Source organism: Streptosporangium sp. NPDC004379, assembly GCF_042873875.1.
Taxonomy (GTDB): Bacteria; Actinomycetota; Actinomycetes; order Streptosporangiales; family Streptosporangiaceae; genus Streptosporangium.
On record NZ_JBIAMC010000012.1, the window covers coordinates 18,008 to 34,592 of the forward strand.

14 protein-coding genes are annotated in these 16,585 nt (G+C 72.4%); 8 read left to right on the plus strand and 6 right to left on the minus strand.

The window, feature by feature from the left end; translation table 11 throughout:
* The first annotated feature begins 68 nt into the window (after window positions 1-68).
* A complete protein-coding gene (locus ACFYSC_RS24610; RefSeq protein ID WP_389965950.1) occupies window positions 69-674 on the plus strand; it encodes a LuxR C-terminal-related transcriptional regulator in 606 nt (201 codons plus the stop codon).
* Window positions 675-1,445: 771 nt separating this feature from the next.
* Here ACFYSC_RS24610 and ACFYSC_RS24615 read toward each other — a convergent pair.
* On the minus strand, window positions 1,446-2,561 hold the full coding sequence (locus ACFYSC_RS24615; RefSeq protein ID WP_389965953.1) for a PP2C family protein-serine/threonine phosphatase: 1,116 nt from the start codon (window positions 2,559-2,561) through the stop codon (window positions 1,446-1,448).
* A gap of 118 nt (window positions 2,562-2,679) precedes the next feature.
* Between ACFYSC_RS24615 and ACFYSC_RS24620 the strand changes: the two genes are divergently transcribed.
* Together ACFYSC_RS24620 and ACFYSC_RS24625 are read left to right on the plus strand one after the other, a co-directional pair.
* Window positions 2,680-3,909: a GNAT family N-acetyltransferase gene (locus ACFYSC_RS24620; RefSeq protein WP_389965957.1), complete on the plus strand. Its 1,230-nt coding sequence runs from the start codon at window positions 2,680-2,682 to the stop codon at window positions 3,907-3,909.
* A gap of 41 nt (window positions 3,910-3,950) precedes the next feature.
* On the plus strand, window positions 3,951-4,139 hold the full coding sequence (locus ACFYSC_RS24625) for a hypothetical protein (protein ID WP_362946655.1): 189 nt from the start codon (window positions 3,951-3,953) through the stop codon (window positions 4,137-4,139).
* A 54-nt stretch (window positions 4,140-4,193) separates the two neighbouring features.
* Here ACFYSC_RS24625 and ACFYSC_RS24630 read toward each other — a convergent pair whose 3' ends face one another.
* A complete protein-coding gene (locus tag ACFYSC_RS24630; protein ID WP_389965960.1) occupies window positions 4,194-4,661 on the minus strand; it encodes a ribose-5-phosphate isomerase in 468 nt (155 codons plus the stop codon).
* Window positions 4,662-4,768: 107 nt separating this feature from the next.
* Here ACFYSC_RS24630 and def point away from each other — a divergent pair, with 107 nt between their 5' ends.
* Window positions 4,769-5,257, plus strand: coding sequence for a peptide deformylase (gene def / locus ACFYSC_RS24635; protein ID WP_362946661.1), 489 nt, complete (start codon window positions 4,769-4,771; stop codon window positions 5,255-5,257).
* A gap of 16 nt (window positions 5,258-5,273) precedes the next feature.
* On the opposite strand, the gene ACFYSC_RS24640 is transcribed toward def, so the two are convergent.
* The 3 genes from ACFYSC_RS24640 to ACFYSC_RS24650 form a co-directional block, all read right to left on the minus strand.
* Entirely contained in the window at window positions 5,274-5,813 is a 540-nt protein-coding gene (locus ACFYSC_RS24640) for a hypothetical protein (RefSeq protein WP_389965964.1), read from the minus strand.
* 129 nt (window positions 5,814-5,942) lie between these two features.
* Window positions 5,943-7,352, minus strand: a complete 1,410-nt coding sequence (locus tag ACFYSC_RS24645; RefSeq protein ID WP_389965967.1) for an aldehyde dehydrogenase family protein — start codon at window positions 7,350-7,352, stop codon at window positions 5,943-5,945.
* A gap of 299 nt (window positions 7,353-7,651) precedes the next feature.
* Window positions 7,652-8,272: a disulfide bond formation protein DsbA gene (locus ACFYSC_RS24650; protein WP_362946668.1), complete on the minus strand. Its 621-nt coding sequence runs from the start codon at window positions 8,270-8,272 to the stop codon at window positions 7,652-7,654.
* Between the two features lie 220 nt (window positions 8,273-8,492).
* Between ACFYSC_RS24650 and pepN the strand changes: the two genes are divergently transcribed.
* The gene (pepN, locus tag ACFYSC_RS24655; protein WP_389965971.1) at window positions 8,493-11,063 is read left to right on the plus strand and encodes an aminopeptidase N; all 2,571 of its coding nucleotides are present in this window, start codon (window positions 8,493-8,495) and stop codon (window positions 11,061-11,063) included.
* A 94-nt stretch (window positions 11,064-11,157) separates the two neighbouring features.
* Window positions 11,158-12,120 (plus strand): hypothetical protein, encoded by a 963-nt coding sequence (locus tag ACFYSC_RS24660; RefSeq protein WP_389965974.1) that lies wholly within the window; start codon window positions 11,158-11,160, stop codon window positions 12,118-12,120.
* An 85-nt stretch (window positions 12,121-12,205) separates the two neighbouring features.
* On the opposite strand, the gene ACFYSC_RS24665 is transcribed toward ACFYSC_RS24660, so the two are convergent.
* Complete coding sequence (locus tag ACFYSC_RS24665; RefSeq protein WP_389965978.1) at window positions 12,206-12,991, minus strand: hypothetical protein; 786 nt, start codon at window positions 12,989-12,991, stop codon at window positions 12,206-12,208.
* Between the two features lie 720 nt (window positions 12,992-13,711).
* On the opposite strand from ACFYSC_RS24665, the gene ACFYSC_RS24670 reads away from it, so the two are divergent.
* Together ACFYSC_RS24670 and ilvD are read left to right on the plus strand one after the other, a co-directional pair.
* On the plus strand, window positions 13,712-14,422 hold the full coding sequence (locus tag ACFYSC_RS24670; protein ID WP_389965981.1) for a nuclease-related domain-containing protein: 711 nt from the start codon (window positions 13,712-13,714) through the stop codon (window positions 14,420-14,422).
* A gap of 217 nt (window positions 14,423-14,639) precedes the next feature.
* Window positions 14,640-16,478: a dihydroxy-acid dehydratase gene (ilvD, locus tag ACFYSC_RS24675; RefSeq protein WP_389965984.1), complete on the plus strand. Its 1,839-nt coding sequence runs from the start codon at window positions 14,640-14,642 to the stop codon at window positions 16,476-16,478.
* Window positions 16,479-16,585 lie beyond the last annotated feature (107 nt).

A 16,585-nucleotide genomic window follows, 5' to 3' on the forward strand; every position in this document is an offset into this window, starting at 1 on the left:
AATGGGGACACTTCGTTGACAGTAAGCGATCGTGCGGTCACCCTGTGAGAGGCGCTGGGGGGAAACTTTTGATCGGGATCCTGATTGCCGAGCACCTGCCGCTGGTCCGACGGGGCCTGGTGGCCTCGTTGGCGTGCGAGTCGGACCTCAAGGTGGTGGCGGATGTCGAGCGCGGCGAGGAGGTACTGCCCGCCGTGCTGCGACACCGCCCCGACGCGGCGGTCGTCGATCTGGATCTGCCCGACGTCGACGGTTTCACCGTCGCGCTCCGGCTGCACGAAGACGTCCCGTCCTGCCGGACGCTCCTGCTGTCGCGCCACCCCAGCGCCGGCCAGGTACGGCGGGCCTTCTCCGTGCACGCGCTCGGATTCATGAGCCTGGACGTGCAGCCCGAGCAGCTCGCCGACGGCGTGCGGCGGGTGGCCGCCGGGAGACGGGCGATCGACTCCGAGCTCGCGGTCGCCGCCCTGGAGTCGGCGGAGAACCCGCTGACCCGGCGGGAGCTGGACGTGCTGCGGCTGGCGGCGCTGGGGGCGCGGTCCAACGAGATCGCCGACCAGCTCTTCCTCTCCGTGGGAACGGTCCGAAACCACCTGTCGCGGATCATCAGCAAGACCCAGGCCCGCAACCGCCTCGACGCCGTGCGGATCGCCCGCGACGCCGGGTGGTTGTGACGCTGTGGTTGTGACGCTCTGCTCAAACGCCCGGCTCGGAGATGCCCGGCTCGGAGAGCGTCGGTTCGAGGATGCCCGGGGTCCGAGGATGCCCGAGCCGAGAGCCCGTTCCGAGTGAACCGGTCCCGCATGAGCCGGTCCCGCATGAGCCGGTCCCGCATGAGCCGGTCCCGCATGAGCCGGGGCGGACGTTCCCGGCACGGCCGCCGAAGCGCAGCCGTGCCGGGAACGTCCGCCCCGGCAGGGGACGCGGCCCGTCATCGGAACCGCGCCCCCTGCCGCCTTCGCGCCGCGCTCGGCCGGACCTCCCCCACGAAAGCCACGACGTCGCGCGGCGCGCCACCGAGGAGTCACCGATCACCGATGTCACGACGGATGACACCGGCGGCCGCCCGCCGGGTGGTCCGGCGCGCCGCACCGTCCGCTGCCCAGACCGGGCCCCGGGGTAACCGCGCCACCATCCCCGGGGTCCGGAACCCATGCGGACGGGCGACCACCGGACCGGCCGGGCCCGCGGTGAAAGGACACCGGGTCCGGCCGCCCACGGGGCGACTCCCTGAGGGTTCGAAACCGCTCCTAGAGCGTTCCAAAAATCCCCTCATCCCCGCCAGTGTTCCGGCTCACCAGAAAACGGTGCGGAACACTGGCCGTTGACCATGCGTTCCGTCATGGTCTGGATACTCTCAGTGTGCTCCGCGTGGCACGGGGGCAGCGGCACGGGGACATGTGCCCGGCGGCGGGTCACCGGTTTCCCGGACCCCGCGCCGGACGTCAGGGACGCCAGATGAGGATGAGCGCGCAGTCGTCGTTGTGCCCGGCCGACATGGTGGTGACGAGGTTCCGGGCGCCGTCGCGGAAGCCGGAGGGCAGCAGCCGCTCGGCCTCGCCGAGCAGCCGGTCGAGACCGGCGTCGATGTCGCGGCCCGGTTGCTCGATCAGCCCGTCGGTGTAGAGCATGAGCGCGTCGCCTCTGCGGAGCATGCCCTTGTCGGCCTCGCAGTGCAGGTCGCCGACGACGCCCAGCACCACGCCCTTGGAGGGGGAGACCTTCCAGGTGCCGGTCCCCGCCTCGAACTTGACCACCGGCGGGTGCCCGGCCGAGTTGATCACGTATTCCGCCGTGGCGAGGTTGATCCGCACATGGACCGCCGTGACGAAGCCCTCCGCCTCGCGCTGACGGCGCAGGTAGGTGTTGCAGGCGCCGAGGAAGTCGTCGACCGAGCCGAGCAGGCCGCCGAAGGCCCCCGACAGCATCAGCGCCCGGGTGCCGGCGTCGACGCCCTTGCCCGAGACGTCGACGAGGGCGAGTTCCAGGACGTCTCCCTCCCGGATGGAGACGAGGAAGTCTCCGCCGAAGGAGGAACCGCCCGCCTGTTTGAGCACGACCCGTGAGTCCCAGTCCTTGGGCAGCTTCGGCAGCTCGCTCTGCTTCTTGAGCCGGTCGCGCAGCTCCAGGAGCATCACGTCGCCGCGCAGGCCCTGCACCCCGAGCTTCCCCCGGGTGCGGGCCATCAGGGCGGCCAGCACGGTGGTGAAGCCGAACGTCACCAGCAGGCCGGGGCCGATGTGCCCGACCCCGCGCACGACGGCCACGTAGAGGAGCGAGACGGCGACCGCGCACAGCAGCTTGGACAGGCTGCGCAGCCGGAGCTGCAGTCCGCCGACGAGGGTTATCGGGATCATCAGCGCCGGGGAGAACCACTCCATGGAAGCCTTGGCGGCCAGCGCGCCGACCGCCAGGGTCAGGACGCTCAGCGTGATGAGGAGGTTGCGGTCACGGGCGAACGGCCCGCGCCGCAGGAACCGCACGATGGGTGCCAGAAGGGGGATCCGCGCCAGGAACGCACGGAGCCCAGGAGGAATCAGCGGCACCGGGCGAGAACTCATGATGCGCCTGACTGTATCGGGCTGCCCCCCGTTTGGGCAGCCCACTTGACTGACACCTTGATCATTTAGGGGGGAAATTGAATGGCCCGACGGGTTTGTCACCTCTACCGTGGGAGAAATGTCCTTCACCCTGCGCCCGATGACGGAGACCGACTGGTCCGCCTGGCTCGACCTCGACGAGGAGGCGTTCGGCTCCGCCGTTCCGCCGCACCGGAGAGAGCAGTACCGGGCGGTGACGGAGTTCGACCGCTCACTGGGCGCGTTCGACGGTGATCTGCTGGTAGGAACCGCCGGTGTGTGCAGCTTCACCATGACGGTGCCCGGCGGGCCGATCCCGGTGGCCGGGGTCACCTCCGTCGGGGTGCTGCCCTCGCACCGCCGCCGGGGGATCCTGTCCGCGCTGATGACCCGCCAGCTCGCCGACATCCGCGACCGCGGCGAGTCGGTCGCCGCCCTGTACGCCGCCGAGGCGGCGATCTACGGGCGCTTCGGGTACGGCAGGGCCGCCGACACCATGTTCTTCGACATCCCCCGGCATGGCGCGACCCTGGCCGCGCACGCCCCGGACGACCCCGCTCTCCGGTTGCGCGTCGTCCGCCCGGCGGATGCCCGCGACGTCTTCGAGAAGATCTTCGAGTCCGTCCTCGGCAGCAGGCCGGGGCTGTACGCCCGCACCGCCGCGCGCTGGGACCGGGTGCTGTCGGACCACGACGCCGACCAGCGGGGCGCCGGGCCGCTGCGCGCCGTGGTCGTCGAGGACGACGGCGGTCCGCGCGGCTATGCCCTGTTCCGGATCAGGCCGGGCGCCACCCCGCACGACGTGCCCGACGGCGAACTGCGGCTGCACGAGCTCTTCGCCCTGGATCCCGAGGCTTACGCCCTGCTGTGGCGGCATGTGCTCGACCGTGACCTGGTCGCGCGGATCAGGGCGGCGGCGCGGCCGGTGGACGACCCGCTGATCCACATGCTGGCCGAGCCGCGCCATCTCAACGCGGGCTGGCTGGACGATCTGTGGATCCGCCTGGTGGACGTCCGGCGGGCCCTCGCGTCCCGTGCCTACTCGGCGCCGGTGGACGTGGTGATCGAGGTCGCCGACCCCGTGTGCCCGTGGAACGAGGGCCGCGTGCGGTTGACGGCCGGTCCCTCCGGCGTCCGGTGCGTGTCCACCGGCGATCCGGCGGAGGTGTCGCTTCCGGTGACCGCGCTCGGCTCCGCCTATCTGGGCGGCCGTCCGCTGACGCCGCTGCGCTCGGCCGGGCTGGTGCGCGAGGCGCGGGCGGGAGCCGTACGGGAGCTGTCGGCGGCGATGTCCTGGGAGCCGGCCCCCTGGGCGGGGCTGGTCTTCTGAGCACTCCCGCGGGCCCCGGCCCGCGGGTTACGGTGGAGGGCATGGCACTGCAGAGCTTGCAGATCACCTCGCTCACCGCGATGCGGGCCCGGGACGTCTCCCGGCCCACCCGGGAGCAACAGGAGGGGGCCGACGCGCGGCCCCTGCGCGACGAGACGCCGCGCAGGGAGCCCCGGCGCGCGGAGCCCCGGTGGGGGGACCGCCCACGCGGAGAACCGCGCCGCGGGTGACCGGCCCGCGGTCCGCGGAAGCCGGTCCGCGGAAGCCGTACCGCGGAAGCCCGTCTACGGAAGCGGCGGGAGACCGCCGCCGGTCTCGTACGAGCCGATCTGCGCGATCCGGCGGTCGTGCCTCTCCTGGCCCGAGTACGGCGTGCCGAGGAAGATCTCCACGAACCGGAGCGACTCCTCCTCGCTGTTCGTCCGGGCGCCGAGGCTGATCACGTTGGCGTCGTTGTGCTCGCGGGCGAGCTTGGCGGTGTCGTCGCTCCAGGCCAGGGCGGCGCGGATACCGCGCACCTTGTTGGCGGCGATCTGCTCACCGTTGCCGGAGCCGCCGATCACGACCCCCAGGCTGCCCGGGTCCCCCGCGACGCCCTCGGCGGCGCGCAGAACGAACGGCGGGTAGTCGTCCTCGGCGTCGTAGACGAACGGACCGCAGTCGGTCACCTCGTGGCCGTTCTCCTTGAGCCAGGAGACGACGCGGTTCTTGAGTTCATAGCCGGCATGGTCGGCACCGATGTAGACACGCACCCGCCCAGTTTCGCAGGTGTATGTCGCCCCGCCGACCCGCCCCCCGGATAAGGTAATGACCGGCATGCCAACGCACCCCTTACAGGGCCCACGAAAGAGAAACCCACATGCGTGACATCCGAGTGATCGGAGATCCGGTCCTGCGCACGCCCGCCGAGTTCGTCACGGATTTCGACCGCGACCTGCGCCGCCTGATCGACGAGATGTTCGCCGCGATGTACGCCGCGCAGGGCGTCGGCCTCGCCGGCCCGCAGATCGGCGTGTCGAAGAGGCTGTTCGTCTACGACTGCAGCAACCGCAAGGGGCACGTGGTCAACCCCGTGCTGACCGTGGACGACTCCGCGGAGGTCCTCGACGAGGAGGGCTGCCTGTCGGTCCCCGGCCGCGAGACCGGCACCCCGATCTACGCCCGGACCCCCCGCGCCGCCGGCGTCACCGTCGAGGGCTTCGACCGCCTGGGCCGGCCGGTCCGGGTCAAGGCCCGCGGCCTGCTCGCGCGCTGCTTCCAGCACGAGACCGACCACCTCGACGGCATGCTCTACGTCGACCGCCTGCCCAAGGACGCCGCCCGCAAGGTCCTGCTCCAGACCCCCTGACCGGTCCCGGTCCGGTTCACGGTTCAGGGTCCGTTCGCGTTCCGAGGTCCGTTCGCGATGCGGGGTCCATTCGCGATGCGGGGTCCGTTCGTGAGCCGGGGTCCGTTCGCGGGCCCGCGGCGGGCTCGCCGGCCCGCCGTCGTGCGCGCCGGAGCCGTCGGAGCGGCCTGGACGCCAGGCCGAGGCCGGCCAGCAGGAGCAGCGCGACGGCGATCCACTCGTTGGACCCGCCGGGGCCGTAGACGTGGCCCCGGCGGCCGGTGTCGAAGGCCCGCACCGTCTGACCGGGGGTGAACGTCCCGCGGTCGCCGCCGTAGAACGCCACCTCGGGGCGGACCGTCCGGCCGGCGCGGAACTCCCCCAGCCAGGTGCACTGCTCGTGGCCGGGGTGCTGGACGCACTCGACCCGGTGGGCGGTGAAGGCGCCCCAGACGCCGTCGCCGCGGAACGCGGCCAGGGCCGGTCCGAGGTTCTGCGCGGCCAGCAGCAGCAGGACCAGCCCGCCCGCGGCGATGACCAGATCGAACGCGCCGACGCGCGCGGTGCCCGGTCTCATGTCGTCACCGTGCTCCTTCGGGGAGGTTGCCCGGACGCCCCTTCGGGGAGGCCGCCCAGACGGGTCTACCCCACGCGGGCCACAATGACGACCCGGTCCCGTGGCCGGGTCCGGCCGCGGGACCGCCGGTCAGAGCTGGACCGACTTGACCTCCAGGTACTCCTCCAGGCCGAACACGCCCAGCTCGCGTCCCAGACCCGACTGCTTGTAGCCGCCGAAGGGCGCCAGCGGGTTGAACTGTCCGCCGTTGACGGCCACCTGGCCGGTGCGCAGCCTGCGCGCGACGGCGACCCCCTGTTCCTCGGTCCCCGCCCACACCGCGCCGGCCAGGCCGTACGGCGTGCCGTTGGCGATGGCCACGGCCTCGTCCTCACCGCGCGTGTAGGGGATGACCGCCAGGACCGGCCCGAAGATCTCCTCCTGCTCGATCACCATCCCCGGCTCGACCCCGGCGAACACGGTGGGCTCGACGTAGAAGCCCCGTTCCAGGGGCCGGTCGACGCCGCCGGTGATGAGCCGGGCCCCCTCCTCCTGGCCGCGGTTGATGTAGCGGACGACCCGGTCGCGCTGGGCGGCCGAGACCAGCGGGCCCAGGCGGGTGCGCTCGTCGAAGGGGTCGCCGACGGTGTACTTCGCCGCGGCCTGGGCGGCCAGCCCGACGGCCTCGTCGTACCGGTCACGGTGGACGATCATGCGGGTCCAGGCGGAGCAGGTCTGCCCGGAGTTGAGGAAGGCGTTGGCCACGGTCACCTTGACCGCCGCGGCCAGGTCGGCGTCCGGCAGGATCACGCTGGCCGACTTGCCGCCGAGCTCCAGGGCGACCCGTTTGATCCCCTCGGCCGCCAGCGCGGCGACCCGCCGGCCCGCCCGGGTGGAGCCGGTGAACGAAACCATGTCCACGTCCGGGTGGGAGACCAGCGCCTCGCCGATGGTCGGGCCGTACCCGCTGACCATGTTGAACACCCCGGCGGGCAGCCCGACCTCGTCGAAGATCCCGGCCAGCGCGAAGGCCGCCAGCGGCGCCACCTCGCTGGGCTTGAGCACCACCGTGCAGCCGGCGGCGAGCGCCGGCCCCACCTTGCACAGGATCTGGTGGAGGGGGTAGTTCCACGGCGTGATGGCGGCCACCACGCCGACCGGCTCCCGGAAGACCCGGGAGTTGCCGACCCGCTCACCCTCGAAGTCGTAGGAGGCGGCGAGTTCGGCGTAGGAGGCCAGGACCCCGGCGGGCATCAGCGTCTGCACCTTCATCGCCACGCCGTACGGCGCGCCCATGTCGGTGGCGATGATCCTGGCTATCTGGTCGGAGCGCTCGCGTATCAGGTCGGCCGCCGCGGCGAGGATCTTGCCGCGGTCGGCGGGGGCCGTGCCGGACCACGCGGGCAGGGCCGCCCGGGCCGCGGCCACGGCGGCCTCGACGTCGGCGGCCGCCCCTGCGGGCACCCGGTCGACCGTCTCCTCGGTCGCGGGGTTGACGACGTCGATGCCCTCGCCCGAAGCGGACGGCTGCCAGGCTCCGTTCAGATAAAGATGACGCATGACTCTCATCCTCGCGCGCGGATCGTCATAAGGCGAGAGCCCGGCAGGTCAGGCGAGGGGCGGGTCGCGCGGCGTCACGGCGCGGGCCGGACGCGGGGCCCCTCGCCGCGGCGGGCGCTCGGCCGTCTGTGTACCCGAGCGTACGGCGGAGTGCGCCGTCTGGCAGCGAATGACCGGCATCTGCCCGACATCATTCAAGATTCGTAATATTGGGGATATTTCGGAAGCACTGAAGGGCGGCTTCCGGTCCTGCCCTCCGCTCCTCCGCGCCGGGGAGGGCAGGACCGGACCGCCACGGGTCACTCGAAGATCGGCGGCCGGGTGCGGGAGCGCTTGAGCTCGAAGAAGCCGTCGGTCTCGGCCACCAGGCGGACGCCGTCCCAGAGCCGGCCGGCGGCCTCCCCCTTGGGGGCGGGCGTGATGACCGGCCCGAAGAACGCGACGCCCTCCACGGAGATCACCGGTGTGCCGACCTCCTGGCCGACCCGGCCGATGCCGTCCTCGTGCGAGGCCCGCACGACGTCGTCGTGGTCCTCGGAGTCCATCGCGTCGGCGAACCCGCGGTCGAGGCCGGCGGCCTCCAGCGCCTCCTCGACCGTCTCGCGGAGCCGGTCGAGCTGCTTGAGCATGCCCCGGTTGTGGAAACGGACGCCGAGCTCGGTGTAGAGGCGGCCGACGGTGTCGGAGTCGTACTTCTCCTGCACGGCCGCCACCACCCGGACCGGGCCGATGGCCCTGGCGATCATCTCGCGGTAGGTCTCGGGGACGTCCTTGTCCTCGTTGAGGACGTTGAGGCTCATGATGTGCCAGCGCGGCTCGATGGGCCGCACCTTCTCCACCTCCAGCAGCCAGCGCGACGTTATCCAGGCGTACGGGCAGAAGGGGTCGAACCACAGGTCGACGGGAGTGCGCTCGGTCATCTCTTCAGCTCTCTGGTCGTGAGACTCGTTCATCCGGCGACAACCCGGGAGGCCGAGTCACCTATTCCGGACGCGGCCCTCGGCGTCCACCGGCCGCTTTATCCTCGGATGGGGTGACCGGCCCGCCCGCGGTCCCCGAGGCGGCGTTCCCCCATGCCGCATGGCAGGATTCGATGGACCCTTCGCAAGGGAGCGGAGGAGTTGTGACGAGGGAGCTGTGGTGGCAGGCAATCTGACCCGTGACGAGGCCCGCGAGCGCGCGCGGCTGCTCAGCGTGCAGTCGTACGCGGTGGAGCTCGATCTGACCGAGGGTGAGGAGCTCTTCGAGAGCGTCACCACGGTCCGCTTCACCAGCGAACGGGCCGGGGCCGGGACGTTCATCGAGCTGGCCGACGCCAGGATCCGCTCGGCGGTCCTGAACGGCGTCGAGCTGGACGTGAGCGCCTACGACCCGGAGACCGGGCGACTGCCGCTGCCGGGCATCGCCGAGGTCAACGAGCTGCGCGTCGACGCCGACTGCCGCTACACGCACACCGGCGAGGGCCTGCACCGCTTCGTGGACCCCGTCGACAAGAACGTCTACCTGCACAGCCAGTTCGAGACGGCCGACGCCCACCGGATGTACGCCTGCTTCGACCAGCCCGACCTGAAGGCGACCTTCGAGCTGACCGTGCTCGCGCCCTCGCACTGGGAGGTCGTCTCCAACGCCGCGCCCGACGAGATCGAGGAGCTGGAGGGGCACCGCGGCAAGCACGGCGCCCTGCAGGACGCCAAGCGCTGGCACTTCCCCGCCACGCCGGTGATGAGCACCTACATCACCGCGCTGTGCGCCGGGCCGTACCACAAGGTGACCTCCGAGCACGACGGCATCCCGCTGGGCCTGTACTGCCGGGCCTCGCTCGCCGAGCACCTCGACTCCGACAACATCTTCGAGGTCACCCGGCAGGGCTTCGACTTCTTCCACCGGGTCTTCGGGGTCCGCTACCCGTTCGGCAAGTACGACCAGCTGTTCGTGCCGGAGTTCAACGCGGGCGCGATGGAGAACGCCGGCTGCGTGACCTTCCTGGAGGACTACGTCTTCCGCTCCCGTGTCACCGACGCGGTCATCGAGCGCCGCGCCGAGACGATCCTGCACGAGATGGCGCACATGTGGTTCGGTGACCTGGTCACCATGCGCTGGTGGGACGACCTGTGGCTGAACGAGTCGTTCGCCACCTACGCCTCGGTGCTGTGCCAGTCGGAGGCCACCCGCTGGGGCCAGGGCGCCTGGACCACCTTCGCCAACGTGGAGAAGGCCTGGGCCTACCGGCAGGACCAGCTCCCCTCGACCCACCCGATCGCCGCCGACATCGTCGACATGCAGGCGGTCGAGGTCAACTTCGACGGCATCACCTACGCCAAGGGCGCCTCGGTGCTCAAGCAGCTCGTGGCCTACGTCGGCCTGGACAACTTCCTGGCCGGCGTCCGGGACTACTTCAACGAGCACGCCTGGGGCAACACCACGCTCGCCGACCTGCTGGGGGCGCTGGAGCGCACCTCGGGCCGCGACCTGTCGTCCTGGTCCAAGGAGTGGCTGGAGACCGCCTGGGTCAACACGCTGCGCCCGTCGTTCACCGTCGACGACGAGGGCCGCTTCACCTCCTTCGAGGTGCTGCAGGAGGCCCCGGCCGAGTACCCGACGCTGCGCTCGCACCGCGTCGCCGTCGGCCTGTACTCCCTGCGCGGCGAGGAACTGGTCCGCACCAGGCGCGTCGAGCTCGACGTGGTCGGCGCGCGCACGGCCGTGGCCGAGCTGGTCGGCGAGGTCCAGCCGGACCTGGTGCTGCTCAACGACGACGACCTGACCTACGCCAAGATCCGGCTCGACGAGCGCTCGCTGCGGACGCTGGTCGAGGGCGGCATCAGCAGGTTCACCGAGTCGCTGCCGCGGGCCCTGTGCTGGTCGGCCGCCTGGGACATGACCCGCGACGCCGAGATGGCGGCCCGCGACTACGTGGCCCTGGCGCTCTCCGGCCTCGCGTCGATCAAGGACATCTCGGTCGCCCAGGCCGTGCTGCGCCAGGCCCGCCAGGCCGTCCAGCAGTTCGCCGACCCGGCCTGGCGCGCCGAGGGCCTCGCCCTGCTGGCCTCCGGCCTGCGCTCCCTCGTCGCCGGCGCCGAGCCCGGCTCCGACCACCAGCTCGCCTACGTCAACGCCCTGGCCTCCGTGGCCACCTCCGCCGAGGACCTGTCGTTCCTGTCGGGCCTGCTGGACGGCACGATCGTGCTCGACGGGCTGACCGTCGACGCCGACCTGCGCTGGACCCTGGTCCACGCGCTGGCCTCCGGCGGCGTGCTCGGTGAGGAGGACATCGCCGAGGAGCTGCTGCGCGACTCCACCGCCACCGGCGAGCGCTCGGCCGCGCGCTGCCGCGCCGCGCTCCCGACGCCCGGGGACAAGGCCAAGGCGTGGGCGGCCATGACCGAGGGCAAGCTGAGCGGCGCGATGCTCCGCTCCACCATCCTCGGCTTCATGGACCCGAACCACCCGGACCTGCTGGAGCCGTACGCGGCGAAGTACTTCGAGCAGATCGTCCACATCTGGAGCACGTGGACCTTCGACTCGGCGCAGAACTTCGCCGTCGGCTGCTACCCGGCCCTGGCCATCTCCCCGGCCACCGTGGCGAAGACGCAGGACCTGATCTCGGCGGAGCAGCCCCCGCAGGCCCTGAGGCGTCTGCTGCTGGAGGGCGCCGACGGCATCGGGCGCTCCCTGCGCGCCCAGGCCAGGGACGCCGCCGCGGCGGCCTGACCCGCTCGTCCCGGCCGCGTCCCCGCCTCCGGCGGCGGGGGCGCGGCCCATGTGGGCGACATTCACGGCATCGGCGGCCCCGGAAGGTGATCAGGTGGAATCGGCGCGCGACCTTCTCGTCTCCCTGGCGCGGAGGTACGCCTTCGGCGACGTCGGGGCGCTCGCCCCGGAGGTGATCGGGGAGGCGGGCGCCGTCGAGATCGTGTGCGAGTTCGGCCAGCGGCTGCTCTCGCTCGACGCCGAGGACTTCGCAGCCGAGGCGCGCGGCGTGCCCGCGGACCTGCGGCGGCGCGCGAGGGCCTGCACCATGCCCCAGACGCCCAAGGAGCAGCCGCGCGGCGCGCTCGAGTCGCTGCGCCCGGCCTACGGGCTGCTGCTGGAGGTGATCGCCGTCCGGTGGCACCGGCGCGAGCTGAGCCCCATGGTGGCCGCCCTGCACATCGCCAGCGAGTATCTCCCGCTGCTCGCCTTCGAGCCCGCACTCGGCAACGCGGGCGACCCCGCCCGCTGGCCGGCGGGGCTGAGCGCGCCGGGCAGCCGGTTCGGCGTGATCGGTGACCGCGAGTGCGACCACACCAAGCCCGAGCAGTCGGCCGCCAACCGGACCCTGCGGGTGGCCGGGGAGCCCGCCGAGGGATGGCGGGCCTACTTCGACCGCCAGCACAGCCAGGTGGCGGGAGCCCTGGGCACCTGCGTGGCCTCCTGCCGCAATCCCTGCACCGCGATGGACTGGGTCGGGCATCACGTCCGCGACGACCTCACCCTGCGCGCCCGGGCGGCCCTGGCCTTCGCCGAGACCCCCCTCGTACGGCTCCGCCACGCCGCCCCGGTGGGCCACGGGTTCGGCGTCCCCTCCCCCGAGGAGGTCCTGGACGCCTGGGAGCGCAGCCGGGTCGTCCTGGCCAAGAACGACGTGGGCGCCGCGGCGTCCGCCGAGGACGGCTTCCCGCTGCCCGGCCTGCCCAGTCTGTTCTCGGCCGTCGCGGCCGCGCCGGTGACGCCCTCGACGCTGCTGGCGGACATCGCCGCCCACCTGGCGGGGCTTCTGGAGTCCTGATCGGAGCGGACGGCGCGGCCCGCCCCCGGCGAACGGCCGCGGCCGGAGTCCCGGTCGGAGCGGGCGACCGTGGTGGGAGCCCCGGTCAGAGCGGGCGGCCGCAGCCTTCCACCGGGTCGCAGTGCCAGGGCGGGGGCCCGGGGGCCTGCCGTACGGGCGGCGGGGCCATGGGCCTGCCGGACAGGTCCCACGACGTCATCAGCTCGCCCGCCACCGCCGAGACCAGGCAGCAGGAGGCCGCGAGCAGCAGCAGGACCAGGCCCCGGCGGACGTAGCGCTGCTTGACGTCGGCGACGGCGCCGAGCCGCCCGGCCCGGTGCACCAGCCGATCGGCCCGGACCCGTGCGTCCCGGTCCCCGTCCCGCTCTCCTCCTCGTTTCCTGTCCGGGGCCCCGTCCCGGCCCGCGTCCCGGCCGGCGGTGCGGGCCCGCAGTTCGGCGAGGGCGCTCTCGGAGAAGGCGCCGGCCCGGGAGTCGTCGACCGGCCCCGCGGCGTACGGGCCCACGGCATACGGGCCCGTATGGAAGGCTCCGGCGGGGAAGGTCCCGTCGGCGGACGGGCTCGCGGGCACCCGGGCGGAGTAGAAGCGGCGGCGCTCCACGGACCGCGCGGCGAGGCGGGTGCTGTACGGCCAGAGCGCGATGGCGAGCGTCACGATCGCCATCGCGCACAGAAACAGACCCGCCCACCACAGCCAGCTCACCTCCGCCGGGAGGTCGCGCGGCGTCAGCCGGGCGGCCGTCACCCCGCCGGTGAGGGCCGTCCCGGCCAGGAAGGCGGCCCTGCGGTCCGCGCGGCCGCTCCTGTCGCGCGCGTCGGCCAGGAGGCCCGTGAGATAGGCGAACACCTGGTCCGGCGCCTTTCGCACCATTCCCCCCGTGAAATGTGAACGGCAGGACCGTCTCCGGCCCGACCCGGGCCTTTACCCGATATCAGGAAAGGAACGCATGTCATATCAGAAATCCGGGTACCGCGTATCGTTTTCGCGGACGCCACGGGCCGGTACAGGCGCCGTGAACCGGAGCGGACGGGAGCGGGCGCCGCGGGCCGGAGCGGGCATGGCGGGCCGGCGGGCTTAACCGGAGAAGGAGGACTCCGCGCGGCGCGATCCGGCATCCGGCATCCGGCGTCCGGAGGGACGCTCCGGGATCCGCCCGGCCGAGGACGCGGGACCCGTCGTACGGCGCGCCACGGGCAAGGGACCCCTCGCACGGCCCGCCCTCCGGGGGCCTCGCCCGAGCGGCCGGGGGCCCGCACGGCGCGGCGCGGAACGGAGAAGACGCCGGTCACCGGCCATCCGGGACGCTAAGATCACGTACGTGCGCGCCGTTCGCGAGGCGGTGGGCGACGCCGGGTTCTCTAGAGAGGAAATATGTAGATACCCGGCCGCCTGCGGTCCAAGCGGGCAATGGCGGTCACAAAAGTATGAGAAACCCAATACTAGGCACCCCTGGGGACGTCAGCTACCGTGAGTTACGTGGATTCCGGCCAGGTACCAGAAGACGGTAACAACGCGTCACCGATTTGGGTCAGTGACCGGCCGGCCGACGACAGGCCGGCACCCCGACCCACCGCGCCCGAGCCCGCGTCCGTGCCCGTCAGGCGAGCCTCCCTGAGAGAGCTGTTCGACGACCCCAGGTACGGCCACCTGCGCCGGCGTGCGCTGATCGCCGTCGTCGTGGGCGTCGTCGCGGGAGTGCTGCTGGCGAGCTGGCGGCTGGGCCTCACCGCCGCCGTGCTCGCGGCGATCGCCGACACGGTGATACGCGCCCGCTCGCACTCCACCGTGCCCGCCTGGCGGCGCGCCTCGGTCGCGGAACGGCGCACGGAGGCGCAGCTCAAGGGGCTGGAGCGGCGCGGCTACCGCACCCTGCACGCGCGGGCCATCCCGGGCAGCGAGGCCCAGATCGACCATCTGGTCGTCGGCCCGACCGGCGTCTACGCCGTCGACTCCGAGAAATGGGACAAGCGCCTGCCGGTCCGCGTCCAGTCGCACCGCAAGCTGTTCCACGGCCCGTTCAACCAGAAGCCCCGCATCGACGAGGCGCGCTGGGAGGCGGCCCAGGCGAGCGAGCTGATCGGCAAGGCGCTGGGCCGCGAGATCACGATCATCCCCTCCCTCGCCATCTACGGCCCGGCGATCCCGTGGAAGATCCTCAACGTCCGCGAGGTGGACGTCTTCGACGGCAGCCGCGTCCGCAAGTGGATCACCAAGCGGGAGCGGTCGCTGACCGCGGAGGAGATCGACACGATCTACCGCGCCGCCGCCGAGGTGCTGCCCGCCCGCTACCCCGAGGACTGAGCGCGCCCCGTGACCCGGCCGCCCCGGGCCCCGGTGCGCCGCGCGCTTCTCCCGCGTCGTCTCCCCGCGCCCCGCGCCCCCTCCCCGCGAGGGGTCGCGGGGCGCGTGGCCGTCTCATGGTGCGGCCCCTCCGTCTCGTGAGATGGACACGACGTCTCACGCACTGAGCGGTGGCCGTACCATTTGAGGACACGGTTTCGATGATGGGAGAAGCCTCATGCCCGCCCTCAGGTCACGTACGGTCACCCACGGCAGGAACATGGTCGGAGCCCGGGCCCTGCTTCGGGCGACGGGCGTGGCGGGCGATGACTTCGGCAAACCGATCATCGCGGTCGCCAACAGCTTCACCCAGTTCGTCCCCGGGCACGTCCACCTCCGCGAGGTCGGCGACGTGGTGGCCGGGGCGATCCGCGAGGCGGGCGCGATCCCGCGCGAGTTCAACACGATCGCGGTCGACGACGGCATCGCCATGGGCCACGGCGGCATGCTGTACTCGCTGCCCAGCCGCGAGCTGATCGCCGACGCGGTCGAGTACATGGTCAACGCGCACTGCGCCGACGCCCTGATCTGCGTCTCCAACTGCGACAAGATCACCCCGGGCATGCTGCTGGCCGCTTTCCGGCTCAACATCCCCACGGTGTTCGTCTCCGGCGGCCCGATGGAGGCCGGCAAGACGCCGGGCCGCAAGCTCGACCTGATCGACCCCATGGTGGCGGCGGCCGACGACAGCGTCTCGGACGCCGAGCTGCTGGAGATGGAGGAGAGCGCCTGCCCGACCTGCGGCTCGTGCAGCGGGATGTTCACCGCCAACTCGATGAACTGCCTCGCCGAGGCCATCGGCCTGGCCCTGCCGGGCAACGGCACGATCCTGGCCACGCACAGGGCGCGCAAGACGCTGTTCGAGGACGCCGGGCGGCAGCTGGTGGAGATCACCCGCCGCTACTACGAGGACGGCGACGAGAGCGTCCTGCCGCGCAACATCGCCACCAAGGACGCGTTCGAGAACGCCATGGCGCTGGACGTGGCGATGGGCGGCTCGACCAACACGATCCTGCACATCCTCGCCGCGGCCCGCGAGGCCGGGGTCGACTTCGGGCTCAAGGAGATCAACGAGATCTCCCTGCGGGTGCCGTGCCTGTGCAAGGTGGCGCCGGCCACCTCCAAGTACCACGTCGAGGACGTCCACCGCGCGGGCGGCATCCCCGCCATCCTCGGCGAGCTGGACCGCGCCGGGCTGATCCACCGCGACGTGCGGTCCGTGGCCGGCGGGACCCTGGGCGACGTCATCGACGCGTGGGACCCGTGTTCGGCGGACGCCCGGCCCGAGGCCCTGGAGCTGTGGCACGCCGCCCCGGGCAACGTGCGCACCGTCAAGCCCTACTCCCAGGACTCCCGCTGGGAGTCGCTGGACCTGGACCGGGCGGAGGGCTGCGTGCGCGACCTCGAGCACGCCTACACCCGTGACGGGGGCCTGGCCGTCCTCTACGGCAACATCGCCGTCGACGGCTGCATCGTCAAGACCGCCGGGGTGGACGAGTCGATCTGGAGGTTCACCGGGCCGGCCGTGGTGTTCGAGTCGCAGGAGGAGGCCGTCGAGGGCATCCTCGGTGACCGGGTCAAGGCCGGAGACGTCGTGGTGATCCGCTACGAGGGTCCCAAGGGCGGGCCGGGCATGCAGGAGATGCTCTACCCCACCTCGTTCCTGAAGGGCAGGGGCCTGGGCAAGGCGTGCGCGCTGATCACCGACGGCCGCTTCTCCGGCGGCACCAGCGGGCTGTCCATCGGCCACGCCTCCCCGGAGGCGGCCGAGGGCGGCCTCATCGCCCTGGTCGAGGACAGCGATCTCGTCGAGATCGACATCCCGGGCCGTTCGATCGGGCTGAAGGTCTCCGAGGAGGAGCTGTCGGCCCGGCGGCAGCGGCTCCTGGCCGAGCTGGGCGGCTACCGGCCGCGTGACCGCCACCGCCCGGTGAGCGCCGCCCTGCAGGCCTACGCCGCGCTGACCACCTCTGCCTCCACCGGCGCCTCGCGGGACCTGTCGCAGCTGTCGCGCTGACCGCCCCGGCCTCCGCCGGGGCCGTCCGGCGGGGGTCTGTCGCAGCCGTCGCTCCGACCTCGGGATCCTCTCGGATACGTCCTGTCGCATCCGAGAGGATTTTCGAA